The following is a 16,881-nucleotide window of genomic DNA, read 5'->3' on the forward strand; positions in this document are numbered from 1 at the left end:
GCCCTGGCCCTACGGCTCCCTTAGCCGGACTTATGGCACGCATACAGGACCGCAACGCATGGCGCAGCAGCGTGAACTGGACAAGCTCGGCAACCAGCTCGACTGGAACCTCCTGCGCACCTTCATGGTGATCGTGCAGGAGGGCAGCATCACGGCGGCCGCCAACCGGCTGTTCCTGACCCAGCCGGCGGTGAGCTTGGCGCTGAAACGGCTGGAGGCGCGCCTGGGCCGGGAGATGATCGAGCGCGGGCAGGGCCGTTTCCGCGTCACGGAGGCCGGAGAAACGATCTACCGGGAGGTCGTGGACATCTACGGTACGATCAGCCGTTTCGGCATCCTGGTGCGGGAAATCCACGAGGAGATTTCCGGCCATGTCAGGATCTTCCTGACCAGCCGGATCCAGACGGTGCTGTTCGACCGCGTCCTGAAGGAGTTTCACGCCCGCTACCCGAAGGTGACGTTCCGCATCGACGTCATCCCTTCGACCGACATCCACGTCGCCCTGCAGCAGAAGATCGGCACGTTGGGCATCTGCCTGATGCGCGAACCGATCCCGGGACTGCGCAGCGAGGTGCTGATCCACCAGACCTACCGCCTCTATTGCGGGCGCGGTCACAGGTTCTACGGCCGCGAGGGCCTCGACGTCGCCGACCTGCGGAAGGAGGATTTCGTGTCCTTCACCACCGACCAGATCGACGGCACCCTGTCGCCGCTGGCGGTGTTCCGCGCGCGGGAAGGGTTCGGCGGCCGGATCGTCGGCGCCTCCGCCAACCTGGAGGAGGTGCGGCGCATGATCGTCTGCGGTCTCGGCCTCGGCCCGCTTCCGGATCACACCGCCGCCCGCGACGTGGCCGACGGGGAGTTGTGGGAATTGCCCCCCTATGAAGGGGTGGCCCCGGTGGACGTGCATCTGATCTGGAACCCGCAGTCCAGGTTCAACCGGGCCGAGATCGCGTTCCGGGAGATGCTGCTCGCCCAGATCCGCGATCTGCCCATCGACCGGCGACTGCCGACCTGAAACGGTCGAAAAAGCCCTGCCGGACCTCAGGATGCCAGTGCCTGCTCGGCGAAGGCGGCGACAGCCAGAAGACGGGCATCCCGCCGCCAGGGCGCCACCAGCTGGATGCCGAGCGGCATGCCGTTCGGTCCTTTTCCGCACGGCAGGGTGATCGCCGGGGCGCCGATGAAGGTCCAGGGCGCGCAGAGCGCCGGGTCGCCGGTGTCGTCCAATCCCTTCGGGGCTTCTCCCGTGGCGGGAACGGTCAGGACGGCGTCGAACCCGTCGAAGTGGGAAGCCATGCCGTGCCGCAGGCTCTTCTGCCGCCCCAGCGCCCCGACATAGGTCTCCGCGTCGATGCCCCGCCCGTCGGTGACCAGGGCCTGGAGATGACGGCTGGTCCGGTTGGGAAACCGCTCGACGCGGTCCCGGAAGATGTGCCGGGCCTCCACCCTCAGCACCGTCATGATGTCCTCCAGGGTCCTGCCGTACGCACCGTCCAGCTTGACCGTCTCGACGACGGCGCCGGCCGCCGCCAGGGCTTCGGCCGCCCGGTCGCGGGCGGCCCGCTGGTCGGGACCGACACGATCCCATGCCGGCGGATCGATCACCGCGATGCGCGGCGTCGGCAGGGCGGAAGCGTCGCCGTCCAGGCCGTCCGGGACCATGCCGTGGGGGTCGGACGGGTCCGCCGCCGCGAAATGCCCGAGGGCGTAGGCCGCGTCCGCCACCGACGGGGTGAACAGCCCGACATGGTCGAGCGACCAGGCCAGCGGATGGACGCCGGTCCGCGGGATCGCGCCGAAGCTCGGCTTGAACCCCACCACGCCGCAGAAGGCGGCCGGCCGGATCACCGAGCCGATGGTCTGGGTGCCGATCGCCAGCGGGACTATGCCCGCCCCGACCGCCGCCGCCGACCCGCTGGACGAGCCGCCGGGCGTGCGGGACTCGTCGTGCGGATTGACCGTCGGGCCGGGGTTGCGCCAGGCGAACTCCGTCGTGACCGTCTTCCCGATCACGGTGCCACCGAGACGCCGGATCCGCTCAACGATCCAGGCGTCCGCCGCCGGCCGGAAACCGGGATCGATCCGCGAGCCGTAGCCGGTCGGCATGTCCGCGGTATCGATGATGTCCTTGACCGCGACCGGCACCCCGGCGAGCGGGCCGCCGTCGGCCTGCGCCGCAGCCTCACCTGGCAGGTGGGCGAAGGCGTGGAGCCGGCCGTCGAGGCGGGCCGCTTCCGCCAGCGCCGCGGGCACCGCGTCGCCGGCACCGCCGCCCGCGATCCGCCGAAGGGTGGATGGGAATGCCGTCACTGTGCTGCTCCCAGGCGAATAGCTTCATGAAGGCTCATCGGGAAAGCGCCTTGGTGATGAACTGCTTGTCCACGAACTGCTCGAACTCCGGCTGCGATCCCAGGTTCCCCAGCGCGATCTGCACGCCGAGGCTGGTGCTCATCCCGTCCTCGGTGATGTCCACGCTGGGGGCGTAGACGCCTTCCTTGACCATCCGCTCGACCGCCGCGGCGACGACCTTCTGATCGAGGTTGGGGAACTGGCCCTGGGCGATCCGTGCTGCCTCCTGCGGGTCCTGCTGGATCATGGCCAGCGCCTTCTGGAGGCCGTTGACGAAGGCCTGGGCCTTGCCGGCATCGACGTTGCTGCGCGCCATGATGGTGGAGAAGGCATAGGCGCCGTATTCCTTCGGGAAGGAATAGACCACCTTCTTGCCCTGGGCCACCGCTTGGTCGACGCCCGGCTCGTACATCACGGCCAGCGGCGCCTGGCCGCCGATGAAGGGTGCCGGCTCGGCGCCGATCTGGACCTGGGTCATGCGGACGGAATCCTGGGAAACGCCGCTTTCCTTCAGGAGCTTGAGGAACAGGGAGGTGCTGGTGGTCGGCATCATCCCGGCGACCACGGTCTGGTCGGCGAAGCTCTCGGGACCCTTGTAGTCGAAATCCGCGTCGGCCAAGATCCAGACGGCGGCGCCATTGACGACGTTGGCGATGGTCTTGACCGGGGCGCCCTTCTCGAAGGCGATGGCGGTCCATTCCGGCCCGTGCAGCGAGAAATCAGCGCTGCCGGCGATCACCGAATTGAGCGCGGTCGGCCCCGAGCCTGCCGTCTCCTTGGTAACGTTCAAGCCTTCCTCGGCGAAGAAGCCCTTCTCCATGCCGACATAGAGGGGAAGGTAGAGGAGCGACTGGAACGCCTGCGAGATGGTGACGTCCGTCTTCGCCCCGCCCTGCGCCAGCGCCGGCGCGGTCAGGGAGAGCAGGGCGGCGGATGCCAGGGCTGCGACGAGTTTCTTCATGTCCAACTCCGGATGCGTGAAAGGTCGGATAGGGGACGGGGGCCGGAGGTCAGGCCGCGACCTGCCGGGAGCTCTGCTCCTGCTTCCAGGGCAGGACGCGCCGTTCGACGAAGTTGACGAGGTGGTAGAGGGCGAAGCCCAGGATCATCAGCGAGAAGAGCCCGACCCAGACCGTGTTTAGGTCGTAGAGGTTGGACGCGGTGAAGACGAGGTGCCCCAGCCCGTGCTGGGAGGAGATGAACTCGCCCACCACCGCGCCGACCAGCGCGAAGCCGATATTGATCCGGAAGGTGGCGATGACGGCCGGAAGCGACGACGGGATCACCGCCTTGTAGAAGATCCGGTGCTTGTCGGCGCCCATGGAGGCCAGCAGCCGCTGGAGGTCCTTGTCGGAATCCCGGGCCGCCTGATAGGCGGTGATCAGCGCGACGATCGCGGTCATCGCGATGACCAGGGCGATCTTCGCGGAGTAGCCGGTGCCGAACCACAGGATGATCAGAGGTGCCAGCGCGATCTTCGGCACGCTGTTGAGCGCGATCACGAAGGGCTCGACGATGCGCGCGACATTCTCCGAGTACCACAGGGACAGGCCGAGCGTGGTTCCCAGGAGCGTCCCGATGGCGAAGCCGACGATGGCCTCCAGCGCCGTGTAGCCGGCATCGACGAACAGCGACCCGTCGGCGATGAAGCGGCCGAAATTGGCGAAGATCCCGGACGGCTGCCCGACCAGGAAGCCGGAGATCGCGCCGGTCCTGACGCCGATCTCCCAGGCGGCGAAGAAGGCCGCCACCGCCAGCACCTGGATGCCCGCCCGGGCGAACCCGCCGCCGGCCTCTCCCAGGGAAAAGCGCGACCAGGCCCGGCCCGGCAGGGCTTTGGCGGAAGCCTGGATGCGTGATGCGGTCATTGTCATGATGCGATCCTTGCGTGTCTGGCCTCAGCGTGTCTGGATTTCGAGTTCGCTGCACAGCAGGTTGAAATACTGGGAGAAGTGCGGGTCGCTCCGCGATTCCACGGGGGAGTGGCAGGATATCTCGATGTCGTGGACCGCCTTCACCCGCGACGGCCGACCGCTCAGCACGACGACGCGCTTCGACAGCGCCACGGCCTCGTCCACGTCGTGGGTGATCAGGATGACCGTCTTGCCGGACTTCTCCACGGCATCGACCAGCACCCCCTCCAGGTGCAGGCGGGTCTGGTAGTCGAGCGCCGAGAAGGGCTCGTCCAGCAGCAGGATGTCGGGGTCCATGACCAGCGTCCGGATCAGCGCCACGCGCTGCCGCTGCCCGCCGGACAGGGTGCTCGGATAGGCGTTCTCGAACCCGGCGAGGCCGAAGGCCGCCAGATACTCGCGCGCCCGCTCCTTCGCGACGCGCGGATCGACGTCGCGCATCTCCAGACCCAGCAAGGCGTTCTGGAGCACGGTGCGCCAGGGGAACAGGAGGTCCTTCTGCATCATGTAGCCGATGTGGCCGCGCAGGCCGGTGACCACCTCGCCCCTGAAGCGCATGGTGCCGGCATCCGGCTCCAGCAGGCCGGCGATCATGTTGAAGATCGTCGTCTTGCCGCAGCCCGACGGCCCGATGATGCTGACGAAGTCCCGCTCGTGGATCTTGAACGTCAGGTCGTTGACGACCGGTACCGTGCCCGTCCGGGTCCGGAAGGACTTCGCGATGCCGGTCAGTTCCAGTTGCGTTTCTCTGTCCTGCATGATCGTCCCTCACGATGAGTCATAGACGATCAGCAGCAAAACGCATGCCAGAGTATGTTGATTATAGATGTGATCGAGGCGGAAATCAGCTCCGGTTCCGGGCCGGCACGAAATTATCAATTGCCATAAGGCAAATTAACGAATTTATCTTGCAAGGCATTCGCCGCATCTCGCGGATTGCGTTCGAGGATTGGGACGGGGGCCGGCCATTGCGGCGGCTTCTGTCCAACATCGCGGCATATGGTGCGGAAACTGGGCGCTTGATGTGCAGCGGCCGCCAGCCCGACCCCGCGGCCTTTCCGCCGCGGAGCCGGGCGTCCCGTCACGCCGCCTCGAACCGGATCTTCCGGGCGCCCTGCCACAGGGCGCGGCGGCCGACCTCGGGCAGGTTCTCCAGTCCCGAGGTCAGGGTGATGAAGTGGTTGCCGGCCAGCTGGCCCATCTTGCTGGCGAACTGCACGCCGCCATAGGCCAGCAGGATCTCGGTCTCGCTGATCCCGCCGGGATACAGGATGATCTGCCCCGGCGCCGGATAGCTGGTATGGTTCTCGTATCCCACGCCGAAATCATAGTCGCCGAGCGGGATCCAGACGCCTTCGCCGCTCCAGCGGACATGGACGACCTGCGAGTCGAACGGCAGGCGCTCGATGAAGGCGGCACAAGTCTTCGGTGCCGCCTGGAACTCCAGCCGCGCGTCGAAGACCATCTCGTCGATGGTGACTTTAAGCTTTTCCATGATCTCTCTTCCTCCCCGTCAGGGGGTTGGTTTCGTCCCGAGCGCCCAGCGCCCCAGCATGGCATGGATGCCCTTGCGCCGGTTCACCAATTGCGTGACGCGCAGGTCGGCGGCAAGGCTGCACAGCCGATAGGCTTCCTCCTCGGACAGGGACGTGCGTTCGGTGATCAGCGCCATCATGTCGATCAGGGCCATGCGCGCGGCCTCGTCCAGGTCCTCGTCGAAGCCCATGGTGATCAGGTGGCCCGGCGTTTCCGCCCGGGGAAACGCCAGCCCCGCCCGCTTGACCAGGTCGATGCGGAACGTTCCGGTCAGGCCGGTCTCCACCGCGGTCAGGCAGACCTCGCCGTCGCCCTGGGCGGCGTGGCCGTCCCCGGCGGAGAACAGCGCGCCTTCCGTCCAGACCGGCAGGTACAGGACCGATCCGGCCGTCAGCTCCTTGTTGTCGATGTTGCCGCCGAAGGCGCCGGGAACGATCGAGGTGAGCCGCCCCAGCTCCGGTGCCGGCGCGGTGCCCATCACCCCGAAGAAGGGCCGGGCGGGGATCTCCAGCCCCCAGGGCGTCAGCACCGTTCCCGCCGCCCTGTCGATCGGCAGGTGGATCCGCCGGTGGTCGGGGAACCGGTCGGGCAGGGCTCCGGCGCCCGGCCGGATCAGGTTGAAGCCCCAATCCTCGCGCAGCGCCACGTCCAGGATCTCGACCCGGAGCGCGTCGCCCGGCTCGGCCCCCCGGACGGCGACCGGGCCGGTCATGATGTGCGGCCCCATGTCCGGCTCGACGGCATCAAGGATGCGCCGGTGCTCGGGCCGGACCGTCATGGCGGAACCGGCCGGCGGCAGGTCGTCCCGGCCGCCGCTCACGGTATGGATGACGACGGTGTCGCCGCCGGCGATCTCGGCGACCGGGGCCAGCGCCGCGTCGAAATGGCCCCAATGCACCGTTCCGGGTTCGGGGAGGAGTTCGATCCGGTCCGCCATGGGCTCAGGCCCGTTCCGCGATGATCGCGACCGGCCCGCCGCCGTCCGGTCCCTGGTGCTCGGCCCCGCCGGAGACGAACAGGTCGGTCATGCCCATCGTTCCGGCCAGCACGCCGGCGACGAAGGCGCGGGCATGCCGGGTCGCGGAGATGTCGCTGTCGTCCAGCATCGTGTGCCGCTGGCCCCGCACGGTGCCGGTGCGCGACGCCTCCGCCTTGGCCAGCACGGCCCTGACCCGTGTCCTTGCGGGGGCGTCGAGCTGCCCCTCGGCGTCGAGACCCAGACGCGCCAGCGCCGCGCGCACCGGCCCGATGTCGGCGGCATCGCGCATGACCGCATGATCGATGGCGAGCGGACCGGTCCAGTCCGGGCTCATGCCGAGCACCAGGATCTCGTGGCCCATCAGCTCGATCCCCGAGGAGGTGCTGGCCCGGCCGGACCACAACCGCATGTCGGTGCCGATGGCGTCGTCGGGGATCTCCCCGATCGCCAGTTCGCCCAGCGCCACGGCGACGCCCAGCGCGCTGGCGCCGCGCGACAGCCCCATGGATTTGAGGGTGTCGCGGGTGGCGGTCGCCTGGCCCCGTGCCTCGGCCTCGGCGGCGCGGGCCGCCGTTAGCAGCGGGCACTTGATCTGCACGAAATGCACGGCGGCCGGATCGGCGATGCCCGCGCGCTCCATGGCGTCGGCAACTCCCCGCGCCACCATCTCCACCTGGGCGCGGCGGCCCAGATGCTCGGGCGGCAGGTCGGGGGTGATGGCGCTTCCCATGGCGAGCGCCGGGCCGCGCGCCGGATCATCCGACTCCCGGCGCTCGAACACGATCCAGTGGGGGGAGAGGGCGCCCTCGGTCCCGCCGGACATCACCAGGCAGACGCGACCGGCCGCTTCCCGTCCCACATGCCCCTGGAGGAACAGCTTGAGGCTTTGGGTGGCGAAGCCCCGGCTGAAATCGTTGACGCAGCCGTTGCCTTCCGTCTTGCCGAGGATCGCGACGATCCCGGCGGGGTCCAGGTCGCCCGCCCGGACCAGCCGTTCGAGCCCGGCCACGTCGTCGGGGCCGGTGGTCGCGATGCGGTGGACCGCGACGCCGGGGCGAATGCGTGATGTCATGCTGTGTCCTGGTCTTCCGTTCGATAGGCTGCCTCAGCAGCAGGGTGCCGCCGCGAAATGCCGGTGCAGCGCGCGGCCCAGTTCCGGCAGCACGGTCCGCAGGGCGTCGTTCCCCTTGATCCCGTGGCGCAGCCGGTCCAGCAGCTCCGCCTGGACGGCGTCGTAGTCGATGCCGGTCAGCTTGCCCCGCCGCGCGACCGTCCGCCCCGCCACGATCACTTCGGCGATGTGGCCGGCGCCGGCGCGGGCGAACAGCAGGTCGCGCGGCGACAGGTCCGGCACCAGCCGGTCGGAATCCAGCTTGCCCGTGTCGAGCAGCAACAGGTCCGCGGGCGCTCCGGGCTCGATGGCGCCGCCCTCGTCCCGCCCGGTCACGGCGGCGCGGCCGTTGGCCAGGGCGATCCGCAGCATCTCCGTCTCGTCGATCGCGGTGTCGAAACCCCAGCCGCGGTGCAGCGCGTTGGCGAGGCGCATCTCGCCCAGCACGTCGTCGTCCTCGTCCAGCGTCAGCCCGTCCAGGCCCAAGGCTACCTTGCAGCCGCGCGCGACCATTTCCGCCACCGGCGCGATGCCGGACCGGATGCCCAGGTTGGAGCCCGTGTTGACCGCGATCGTGGCGCCTGATTCGGCGATCAGGTCAAGCTCCTCCGGCCGCGCCCAGGTGCAGTGGGCCAGGGTCAGGCGCGGCGACAGCAACCCGATCCCCTTCAGGAAGGCGATCATTCCTTCCGGGAAGTTCCGGTCCGCCCAGTCCCGCTGGTAGCGCGTCTCCAGGCAGTGCATGTGGACCCGCCGGCCGGTCCGGGCGGAGGCGTCGGCGACGGCGCGCAGCAGCCCGGGCGAGCACCACTGCACGCCGGTCGGCCCGTACTGCACGTCCACCAGGTCCCCGGCCGCGGCGCCGGCCACCTCCTCGACCAGCCGGATCTGGTCCTCCACGGGCATCGGGGCATTGCCGGTCCGCCGGGCGATCTCGCGCTGGGCGTCCTCCGGCATCAGGGCCAGCACCTCCTCCGACGGGCCGTAGACCAGCGGGTTGCGGTCCTTCAGCGCGACCGCGAAGCCGATCCGCACCCCGATGTCGGCGGCGGCGCGGGCGACCTCGGCGGCTTCCAGGGGCAGCGGGGTCAATCCCTGCACCCGCGTATGGTGGACCATGACGGCGCCGGCCCCGCCCAGGGCGCTGCGGCCCAGCGAGGCCGCGGCGGCGAGGTAAGGGTCCACCGCCGGCAGCAGCGCCAGATACTGGAGCCAGAGCTCCAGCGGCTTGCCCGCCGCCCCGAAGGAACTGGACCGCACCGGCCGGGCGTGGTCGTGGGCGTTGACCGGCACCGGCAGGGCGAACAGCGGGTCGGCCTCCCCGTCGATCCCCGCCACGCCGGCGATCCGGCCGCCGTCGAGCGAGAGCCGGCATGGCCCCCGCAGGTCGTAGCCCCTGCCGTGCAGCAGGCCGGCGCAGGCGATGGATCTTTCCGTCATGTCGGGCCTCAATTCCCCGCGCCGGCGACGAGGCGCCGGTCCTGCGGCGGCAGGAACGACCGGTCGAATACTTGCGACGGCTCGGGCCTGCGCGGCAGGTCGTAGGCTTCGGCCATCACCGCGATGGACCGCTCCAGCCGGGCGTCGTCCACGTCGCCCAGCCCGATCTTCCGCGTTTCCGGCGTGATCATCAACCGGTCGAAGGCGAACCGCACCCGGCGCCCCTCGCTGCCGGCATCGACCAGCGGCTCGACCGCGGTCAGCGCCTTCACGCCCATGTCAGGATCGGCCATCACGTCTTGCACCGCCCGGTTGATCGCCCGGACGAGCCCCCGGACCGCCTCCGGCTTGTCGCGGGCAAGATCCCGGGACACCATCACGCCGTTGGAATAGAGGTCCAGCCCATGGTCGGCATAGTCCAGCCACCGGAAATCCCCGTCCGGGTCCTGGCCCTGCTGGATCAGGTTGACGTAGCTGGTCACGTTGAAGACCAGGGAGGCCGCGACCTCGCCGCGGATCAGCATCTGCTCCTGCAGGTTCGGCTGCATGTTCAGCACCTCGACCGACGGCACGGCGACGCCGTTCCGCGCCAGCAGCGCCGGAAGCAGCCGGGTCGCGGCACTGCCGGCCGGGCCGCCGACCTTGCGGCCGGCCAGGTCCTTCATGTCCTCGATGCCGCTGTCCGTCCTGGTCAGCACCGCGAAGGGCGGACGGTTGTAGAGCTGGTAGACCATCACCGGCGCCTCGCCGGGCTTCTGCGCCGCCTGCTGGATCACGGCGTTGATGTCGCCGAACCCGGCGTCGTAGGCGCCCGACATGATGCGGGTGACGGTGGCGGCGGAGCCCTCGCCCTGGTCGATGGTGACCTCCAGCCCCTCGTCCCGGAAATAGCCCTTGTCCCGGGCGACGAAGTACCAGGCGTGGATGCCCTGGTACTTCCAGTCCAGCGTGAAGCGGATCGGCGTCGGCTCCTGGGCCTGTGCGGGGGTGGCTGCGAACGGCTGCGCGGCGGCGAGGGCGAGGCCGAGCCCGGCCGCCAGGGCGGCCCGGCGGGAAATGTCGATCATGGTGTTCTCCGATGCTGTGCGCGGGCCTCAGCCCATCGCGAATTCGGTCTTGCGGTTGGCCCAGCCGGTGACGCGGCGCTCGATCAGCGAGAAGACGACGTAGAGCGCGATGCCCAGCCCGGCCAGGATGAAGAGCCCGGCGAAGACCAGCGGGACGTTGAAGTTGGAGGAGGCGATCAGCATCATGTTGCCGATCCCCCGGTTGGACGCGACCGTCTCCGCGATGACCGTGCCGACGAAGGACAGCGTGACCGCGACCTTGAGGGAGGCGAACAGGTAGGGCATGGCGCGCGGCAGCCCGACGTTCAGCAGGATGTCGCGCTTGGTCGCCTTCATGGTGCGCAGCACGTCCTCCAGCTCCGGCTCGGTGGTCGCCAGCCCGGTCGCCATGTTCACCACCACCGGGAAGACCGAGATGATCATCGAGGTGAGCACCGCCGGCACCGTCCCGGCGCCGAACCACAGCACGAAGATCGGCACCACCGCGACCTTGGGAATGGACGAGAAGCCCACCAGCAGGGGGAACGCCACGTTGTAGGCCAGCCTGGACGAGCCGATCAGCATCCCGATCAGCACCCCGGCGGAGACGCCGAGCGCGAACCCGACCAGCGTGGTGTAGAGCGTCTGCGCCGCGTGCGGCATCAGGGCGGGCCAGCGCTCCACCAGCACCATGACGATCTGGGACGGGCGCGGCAGCACGTATTCGCTGATGCCGAACAGCAGGCAGGCGACCTCCCACACCACGAAGACCCCGGCGATCAGGCAGGCGGACGCGATCTTCTCCTGTTTCAGGCTGGTCATGGGTTACCTCCCGCGGCGCTCCGGGCCTCGACGATCAGGGTGCGCAGCTTGTGGGTCAGGTTGGTGAATCCCGGCTGGTAGGTCGTGTCCAGCGTGCGGGGGCGGGCGAAGCCGACCGGCTCGTCCACCAGGATCCGCCCGGGGCGGGCGCTCATCACGACGATCCGGTTGGCCAGGAAGGCGCTCTCGCGCAGGTCGTGGGTGACCAGCAGGACGGTCGGCTTGCCGTCGATCCACAGCGTCTGGAGGATGTCCCAGAGCTCCTCCCGGGTGAACTGGTCCAGCGCGCCGAACGGCTCGTCCAGCAGCAGCAGGTTGGGCTCGTGGATCAGCGCCCGGCACAGCGAGGCGCGCTGCTGCATGCCGCCGGAAAGCTGCCAGGGATACTTGCCGCCGAAGCCGCCCAGGCCGACCTTGGCCAGCAGGGCCTCGGCCCGGTCGCGGTACTCGCCGTGCCGCTTGCGCTTCCAGTCGGCCCGGAAAGGCTGCACGATCTTGAGCGGCAGCATGACGTTGTCGCGGATGCTCAGCCAGGGCAGCAGGGTCGGGTTCTGGAAGGCCATGCCGATCCGCACGTCCTGGGCCCCGACCTCCCGCCCGGCCACGAAGACGTGGCCGCTCGACGCCTTCAGCAGGTCGCCGACCAGCTTCAGGATCGTGCTCTTGCCGCAGCCCGACGGCCCGACCAGCGCGATGAAGTCGCCCTCATCGACCTGGAGCGAGATCTCGGCCAGCGCCTGCGTGGCGCCCGGACCCTTCCCGTAGGAGACGGTGACCCGTTCCAGCTCGATGAACAGCCTGCGCGGGGGCTGGGGGTCCGGTTCCGGCACCGTGGGCACGGGGACCAGCGCGGGTGATTTCGCCGTTTTCATGGGTGTCCTCGGGTCGGGCTTCACTCGGCCGCCCGGACCTGCCGGACGGACCCGCCGTCCTGCCGGTTGCCGGTGATAGCCGCTGTGGTTTCCTCGACGTGGCAGGGCCGGGGCTCGGGCATGGACTGGATGCGGCCGACCGACTGCCCCCAGCCGGAGGAATCCTCGACCAGCCGGCGGTCGCGCATCACGAAGCGCCCGCGCACCAGGGTGTGCATCGGCGCCCCCACGGTCTCGAATCCCTCGAACGGCGTGATCCTGCCGCGGGAATGCAGCGCCTCGGCCCGGATCGTCTCGCGCCGGGCCATGTCCACCAGCGCCAGGTCGGCGTCGGCGCCGGGGACGATCGCCCCCTTGCGGGGATGCAGGCCGAACGCCTTCGCCGGCGCCGTCGAGGACAGCCGGACATAGTCGCTCAGCGACAGCCGGCCGGCATTCACCTGGGTCAGCATCAGCGCCATCTGGGTCTCGACCCCGGGGAAGCCGCAATCGGCCGTCCAGATGTCGTCGCGCACCTTCTCCGCGGGGTCGTGCGGCGCGTGGTCGGTCGCGATCATGTCGATCGTGCCGTCGCGCACCCCTTCCCACAGCGCCTGCTGGTGGTGCTGTTCGCGGACCGGCGGGTTTACCCGGATGATCGAGCCCAGGTCGGCATAGGCCCGCTCGTCGAACAGCAGGTAGTGCGGGCAGGTCTCGCCGGTGACGTCGACGCCGCGCGCCTTCGCCTCCCGCAGCGGCCGCAGCTCGTCGCCGGAGGAGATGTGCAGCACGTGGATGCGGGCGCCGGTCCATTCCGCCAGGATCGCGGCGCGCGAAACCGCCTCGGTCGCGACCACGGCGGGGCGCGACGCCAGGTGGGCCAGCGGGTCGCGCCGGCCGGCGGCCATCAGCTTCCGCTGGCGCCACGCCATGATGGAGGCGGTCTCGGCATGGAGCGAGATGCGCAGCCCGTGGCGGGCGATGATCTCGAACCCTTCCAGCATGGCGCCGGTGGAGGGCGAGGGCAGGTTGCCGAAGGTGTTGCCCATGAAGCATTTGAACGCGGCCACGCCGCCCGCGACCAGGCCGTCCAGCTGGTCCAGGTTGTCCTCGGCGAGCAGCCCGTACAGGCCGTAGTCCACATGAGCCTTCGCCGCCGCCCGCTGCTTGATCCTCAGCGCCTCGACGGTGCCGGTCGGCGGGTCGGTGTTGGGCATCTCGAACACGGTGGTGACCCCGCCCATGGCCGCCGCCGCCGTTCCGGTCCGCCAATCCTCCTTGTGGGTATAGCCCGGTTCGCGGAAATGGACATGGGCGTCGATCGCGCCGGGCAGCAGGTGCAGGCCGGTCGCGTCGAAGGTCTCCCGCGCGGCCGGCATGGATTCGTCCGCGCCCACCGCCAGGATGCGGCCGTCCTCGACGGCGACGGCGCCCCTGAAGCTGGCTTGGTCGGTAACGATGGTGCCGCCGGTGATGACGAGGTCGGCGAGGGTCTTTCCGGTTTCCATGTTCCTGTCGTCCTGTGTCAGAGGGAGGCCCAGCCGCCGTCTACCGGCAGGTCGACGCCGGTGATCTGGCGGGCCGCGTCGCTGGCGAGGAAGAGGCAAGCCTTGGCCACATCCTCGCCGGTGGAGACGCGGCGCAGCGCGTAGTCGGCGGCGTGCCGCTCGGCCGCCTCCTCCTCGGTGATGCCCAGCCGCCGGGCCATTTCCGGCACGACCTTGCCGCGGAAGCGCGGCCCCTCGACCATGCCCGGCGCCACGCAGTTGACGTTGACGTTGTAGGGGCCGGCCTCAAGGGCGAAGGATTTGGTGATGCCGCGCAGGCCCCACTTGGACGCCGAATAGGCCATCCGGCCGGCCCGGCCGCGCATCCCGAAGGTGCCGCCGACATTTACGATTTTGCCGTAGCGCTGGTCGATGAAGGTCGGCATGACGGCGCTCATGGTGTTGAAGCAGCCCGCCATGTTCAGCTCCACGATCTCGTCGAATTCCTCGCGGGTGGTCTCCCAGCCGGTCTTGCCGACCGGGCCGGAGCCGCCCGCCACGTTGACCAGCACGTCGATCCGACCGAAGGCCGCGAGCGTCCGCTCGGCCGCCCCGGCGCAGTGCGCCCCGTCGGTGATGTCGCAGGGGATCACGATCGCCTCCGCGCCCAGCGCCCGGACCTTGGCGGCGACCGGCTCGATCGCGTCGAGGTCGCGCCCGACCAGGGCCAGCCGGCAGCCCTCTGCGGCGAAGGCCAGGGTGACGGCCTCTCCCATTCCCTTCGCGGGGCCGGTGATCATCACGACCCGCGATTTCAAACCCAGTTCCATGGTTCTTCTTCTGGTTATTGCTTGATGACGGCGGTCGGCCGTTCGGACAGCGGCGGCAGATAGGCGTCGGTGAAGACCGCGGACGGTTCCGGGGCGTTCTCCAGGCCGTTTGCCTCGACCACCATGTCGATGGCGCGCTTCAGGCGCTCGTCGTCCACGTCCCCCAGGCCGATCGTGGCGATCTCGGGATGGTTCATCTCCATCCGCAGGGTGGCGACGGTGCGCTCGATCTCGACCTTCTCGTTCAGCAGAGGCTCGCGCTTCATCACGGCCGCGACCGAGCCGGCGGGGTCGGCGATCATGTCCTTGGCCGCGCGGTTGATCGCCCGGACCAGGCCCTTCACCGCGTCCCCGTTCCGGTTCAGGAACGGCTTGGACACGACGATCGCGTTGGAATACAGGTCCATCCCGTAGTCGCCGTAATTGATGAAGCGGAAATCCTTGTCCGGGTCCATGCCGGCGCTCTTCGCGCTGAAGGCGATGGTGTTGACGTAGCCGAAGATCCCGTCCACCTGCCCGCGCTGGAGCATCTGCTCGCGCAGGTTCGCCTGCATGTTGGTGACGGAGACCTTGCCGGCGTCGATGCCCGCGACCTGGGCGAACGCCGGGAACAGCTTGAGCGCGCCGTCGTTGGCGGGGCCGCCGATGGTCTTGCCTTCCAGGTCCCTGGGCGTCCGGATCGGGCCGTCCGCCTTCACCGCGATCGTGAAGGGCGGCGTGTTGTACATCATGAAGACGGCGACCGGCGCCTCGTCGGGCGACTTGGCGGCCAGGGTGATCAGCGCGTTCACGTCGCCGAACCCGGCGTCGTAGGCTCCCGTCGCCACCTTGGTGATGGAGGCGGCCGAACCCTCGCCCTGGTCGATGGTGACGTCCAGCCCCTCCGCCTTGAAGTATCCCTTGTCCTCGGCGATGAAGAACAGCGCCTGCGGTCCCTGGTATTTCCAGTTGAGGACCATCTTGACCGGTGTCTGGGCGGATGCCGCGCCGGCCAGGCCGATAGCCCCGACCAGGGCGCCCGCGAGAACCGCGGGCCATTGGCTGATGACGCTGCGCATGTGGCCTGTTCCTCCTATGGGGTGGGGAAGGGGAGAATGCCCGTCGTCCGGACGAAGACGACGCTATGCGCGATCCGATGGCGCCTCAAACGCCGTTTTCCTGTTAGGGTGTAGACGAAAAGTCTACACAGCGGGGTATGCCGGTATGAGGCACATGCGGATCTGGCGCTATGTCGACGAGGCGGCGAAGTACGGCTCGCTGCGCAAGGCGGCCGAACAGCTCAACGTCACGCCGTCGGCGCTCCAGCGCCGGATCCAGGACGTGGAGGAGGATCTGGGTGCCGCGATCTTCGAGCGTTCCGCCCATGGGATCCGGCTGACCGCGGCGGGGGAGAGCTTCATCCGCTGGGTGCGTACCCAGTCGGCCGACCTGGAGCGGGTACGCTCGCACATCGAGGACCTGTCCGGCATGAGGCGCGGCCATGTCCGGATCGCGTGCAGCCAGGCGCTGGTAAACTACTTCCTGCCCCGTCAGATATCGGAGTTCCGGGAGTCTTTCCCGCTGGTCAGCTTCCAGGTCTCGGTGGTGGACCAGGGCTCGGCGATCCGGATGCTGCGCGAGTACGAGACGGACCTCGCGATCATCTTCAGCCCGCGCCGGACGCCCGAGTTCCAGCCGCTGATGACGCTGGGCCAGCGGGTCGTCGCCATCGTCGCCGCCGACCATCCCCTGGCCGGGCACAAGGTCGTGCGCCTGCGCGATTGCGCGCAATATCCGATCGCCCTGCCGGACGGCAGCTTCGGGACCCGCGCCATCCTGGAGGATCTGCTGTCCGTCAGCTCGGCCAAGCTGTCGGTGGAGCTGGAATCCAACTCCTTCGAGATGCTGCGCAACCTGGCGCGGTCGGGCGGCGTGGTGACTTTCCAGATCGAGATCGGCGCGCCGGTCCCGGAAACCGACCCCGGCCTCGTGGCGCTTCCCCTGAGCGACCTGGACATGGCGCATGGCCCGCTGGTGCTGGGCCAGCAGCGCGGCCGCACCCTGCCAGTCGCGACCGCCAAGTTCGCCGAACAGCTCGCGCGCCGGCTGGACGACGCCCGGATGAAGCCGCAGCCCATATAGTCCGACACCGCGCTCCTGCCGGATACCTTCGACCCGATCGCGACCGCTTCGGGAGGTCCTTCGCGAACCGGAAGTCCGGCGGACGCTGATCCGCCTGCCCGGGGAGGCGGATTAATCCGGCGGTGAGAGCGCCGCATGGGTGTCCTTGGCCAACGGGGCGAACGCCGACGTTATCGGAGGATGCCCCATCGACATCCTGTCCCATCGATGTCCTGCAGGGTGGCTCGGTGAAAGACATGGGACGCCCCCGGGTGCCCATCCCTCGCGAGGCGCCTGTCTGTGGTTTTCGAGGGGACGTTCGTCACGCGAGAGGTGGTGCTGGGCAGCATGATTGCCTTCTGCCTGGCAGTCGCCGCCTGGGCTTGAGCCTGCGACAGGATAAACTGAGGGCAG

Annotated in this window: 16 protein-coding genes; 2 read left to right on the forward strand and 14 right to left on the reverse strand. The window is 69.2% G+C overall.

Going from position 1 to position 16,881, the window contains the following annotated elements:
* The first annotated feature begins 58 nt into the window (after nt 1-58).
* The gene (locus JL100_RS10105) at nt 59-1,018 is read left to right on the forward strand and encodes a LysR family transcriptional regulator (RefSeq protein ID WP_202685129.1); all 960 of its coding nucleotides are present in this window, start codon (nt 59-61) and stop codon (nt 1,016-1,018) included.
* A gap of 26 nt (nt 1,019-1,044) precedes the next feature.
* Here the strand turns inward: JL100_RS10105 and JL100_RS10110 are convergent, their stop codons facing one another.
* The 14 genes from JL100_RS10110 to JL100_RS10175 all read right to left on the reverse strand — a co-directional run bounded on the left by JL100_RS10110 (nt 1,045) and on the right by JL100_RS10175 (nt 15,425).
* A complete protein-coding gene (locus JL100_RS10110; RefSeq protein WP_202685130.1) occupies nt 1,045-2,313 on the reverse strand; it encodes an amidase in 1,269 nt (422 codons plus the stop codon).
* A gap of 34 nt (nt 2,314-2,347) precedes the next feature.
* The gene (locus JL100_RS10115) at nt 2,348-3,313 is read right to left on the reverse strand and encodes an ABC transporter substrate-binding protein (protein WP_202685131.1); all 966 of its coding nucleotides are present in this window, start codon (nt 3,311-3,313) and stop codon (nt 2,348-2,350) included.
* 49 nt (nt 3,314-3,362) lie between these two features.
* Nucleotides 3,363-4,220 (reverse strand): ABC transporter permease, encoded by an 858-nt coding sequence (locus JL100_RS10120; protein WP_202685132.1) that lies wholly within the window; start codon nt 4,218-4,220, stop codon nt 3,363-3,365.
* Nucleotides 4,221-4,250: 30 nt separating this feature from the next.
* A complete protein-coding gene (locus tag JL100_RS10125; RefSeq protein WP_202685133.1) occupies nt 4,251-5,024 on the reverse strand; it encodes an ABC transporter ATP-binding protein in 774 nt (257 codons plus the stop codon).
* Between the two features lie 322 nt (nt 5,025-5,346).
* Complete coding sequence (locus JL100_RS10130) at nt 5,347-5,760, reverse strand: DUF3830 family protein (RefSeq protein WP_202685134.1); 414 nt, start codon at nt 5,758-5,760, stop codon at nt 5,347-5,349.
* An 18-nt stretch (nt 5,761-5,778) separates the two neighbouring features.
* Nucleotides 5,779-6,738 carry an acetamidase/formamidase family protein gene (locus tag JL100_RS10135; protein WP_202685135.1) on the reverse strand — a complete coding sequence of 320 codons (960 nt, stop codon included), beginning with the start codon at nt 6,736-6,738 and terminating at the stop codon, nt 5,779-5,781.
* A gap of 4 nt (nt 6,739-6,742) precedes the next feature.
* Nucleotides 6,743-7,852 (reverse strand): cyanuric acid amidohydrolase, encoded by a 1,110-nt coding sequence (gene atzD, locus JL100_RS10140; protein WP_202685136.1) that lies wholly within the window; start codon nt 7,850-7,852, stop codon nt 6,743-6,745.
* Between the two features lie 33 nt (nt 7,853-7,885).
* Nucleotides 7,886-9,331: an amidohydrolase family protein gene (locus tag JL100_RS10145; RefSeq protein WP_202685137.1), complete on the reverse strand. Its 1,446-nt coding sequence runs from the start codon at nt 9,329-9,331 to the stop codon at nt 7,886-7,888.
* 8 nt (nt 9,332-9,339) lie between these two features.
* The gene (locus tag JL100_RS10150) at nt 9,340-10,398 is read right to left on the reverse strand and encodes an ABC transporter substrate-binding protein (protein WP_202685138.1); all 1,059 of its coding nucleotides are present in this window, start codon (nt 10,396-10,398) and stop codon (nt 9,340-9,342) included.
* A 27-nt stretch (nt 10,399-10,425) separates the two neighbouring features.
* On the reverse strand, nt 10,426-11,199 hold the full coding sequence (locus JL100_RS10155; RefSeq protein ID WP_202685139.1) for an ABC transporter permease: 774 nt from the start codon (nt 11,197-11,199) through the stop codon (nt 10,426-10,428).
* Nucleotides 11,196-12,071 carry an ABC transporter ATP-binding protein gene (locus tag JL100_RS10160; RefSeq protein ID WP_202685140.1) on the reverse strand — a complete coding sequence of 292 codons (876 nt, stop codon included), beginning with the start codon at nt 12,069-12,071 and terminating at the stop codon, nt 11,196-11,198. The genes JL100_RS10155 and JL100_RS10160 overlap by 4 nt, the downstream gene beginning before the upstream one ends.
* Before the next feature lie 20 nt (nt 12,072-12,091).
* Entirely contained in the window at nt 12,092-13,558 is a 1,467-nt protein-coding gene (allB, locus tag JL100_RS10165; RefSeq protein ID WP_202685141.1) for an allantoinase AllB, read from the reverse strand.
* A 17-nt stretch (nt 13,559-13,575) separates the two neighbouring features.
* Complete coding sequence (locus JL100_RS10170) at nt 13,576-14,367, reverse strand: SDR family NAD(P)-dependent oxidoreductase (RefSeq protein ID WP_202685142.1); 792 nt, start codon at nt 14,365-14,367, stop codon at nt 13,576-13,578.
* A 14-nt stretch (nt 14,368-14,381) separates the two neighbouring features.
* Nucleotides 14,382-15,425: an ABC transporter substrate-binding protein gene (locus JL100_RS10175; protein ID WP_202685143.1), complete on the reverse strand. Its 1,044-nt coding sequence runs from the start codon at nt 15,423-15,425 to the stop codon at nt 14,382-14,384.
* A gap of 154 nt (nt 15,426-15,579) precedes the next feature.
* Here JL100_RS10175 and JL100_RS10180 point away from each other — a divergent pair, with 154 nt between their 5' ends.
* Nucleotides 15,580-16,488, forward strand: coding sequence for a LysR family transcriptional regulator (locus JL100_RS10180; protein ID WP_202685144.1), 909 nt, complete (start codon nt 15,580-15,582; stop codon nt 16,486-16,488).
* Nucleotides 16,489-16,881 lie beyond the last annotated feature (393 nt).

The organism is Skermanella mucosa (assembly GCF_016765655.2).
Taxonomy (GTDB): domain Bacteria; phylum Pseudomonadota; class Alphaproteobacteria; order Azospirillales; family Azospirillaceae; genus Skermanella; species Skermanella mucosa.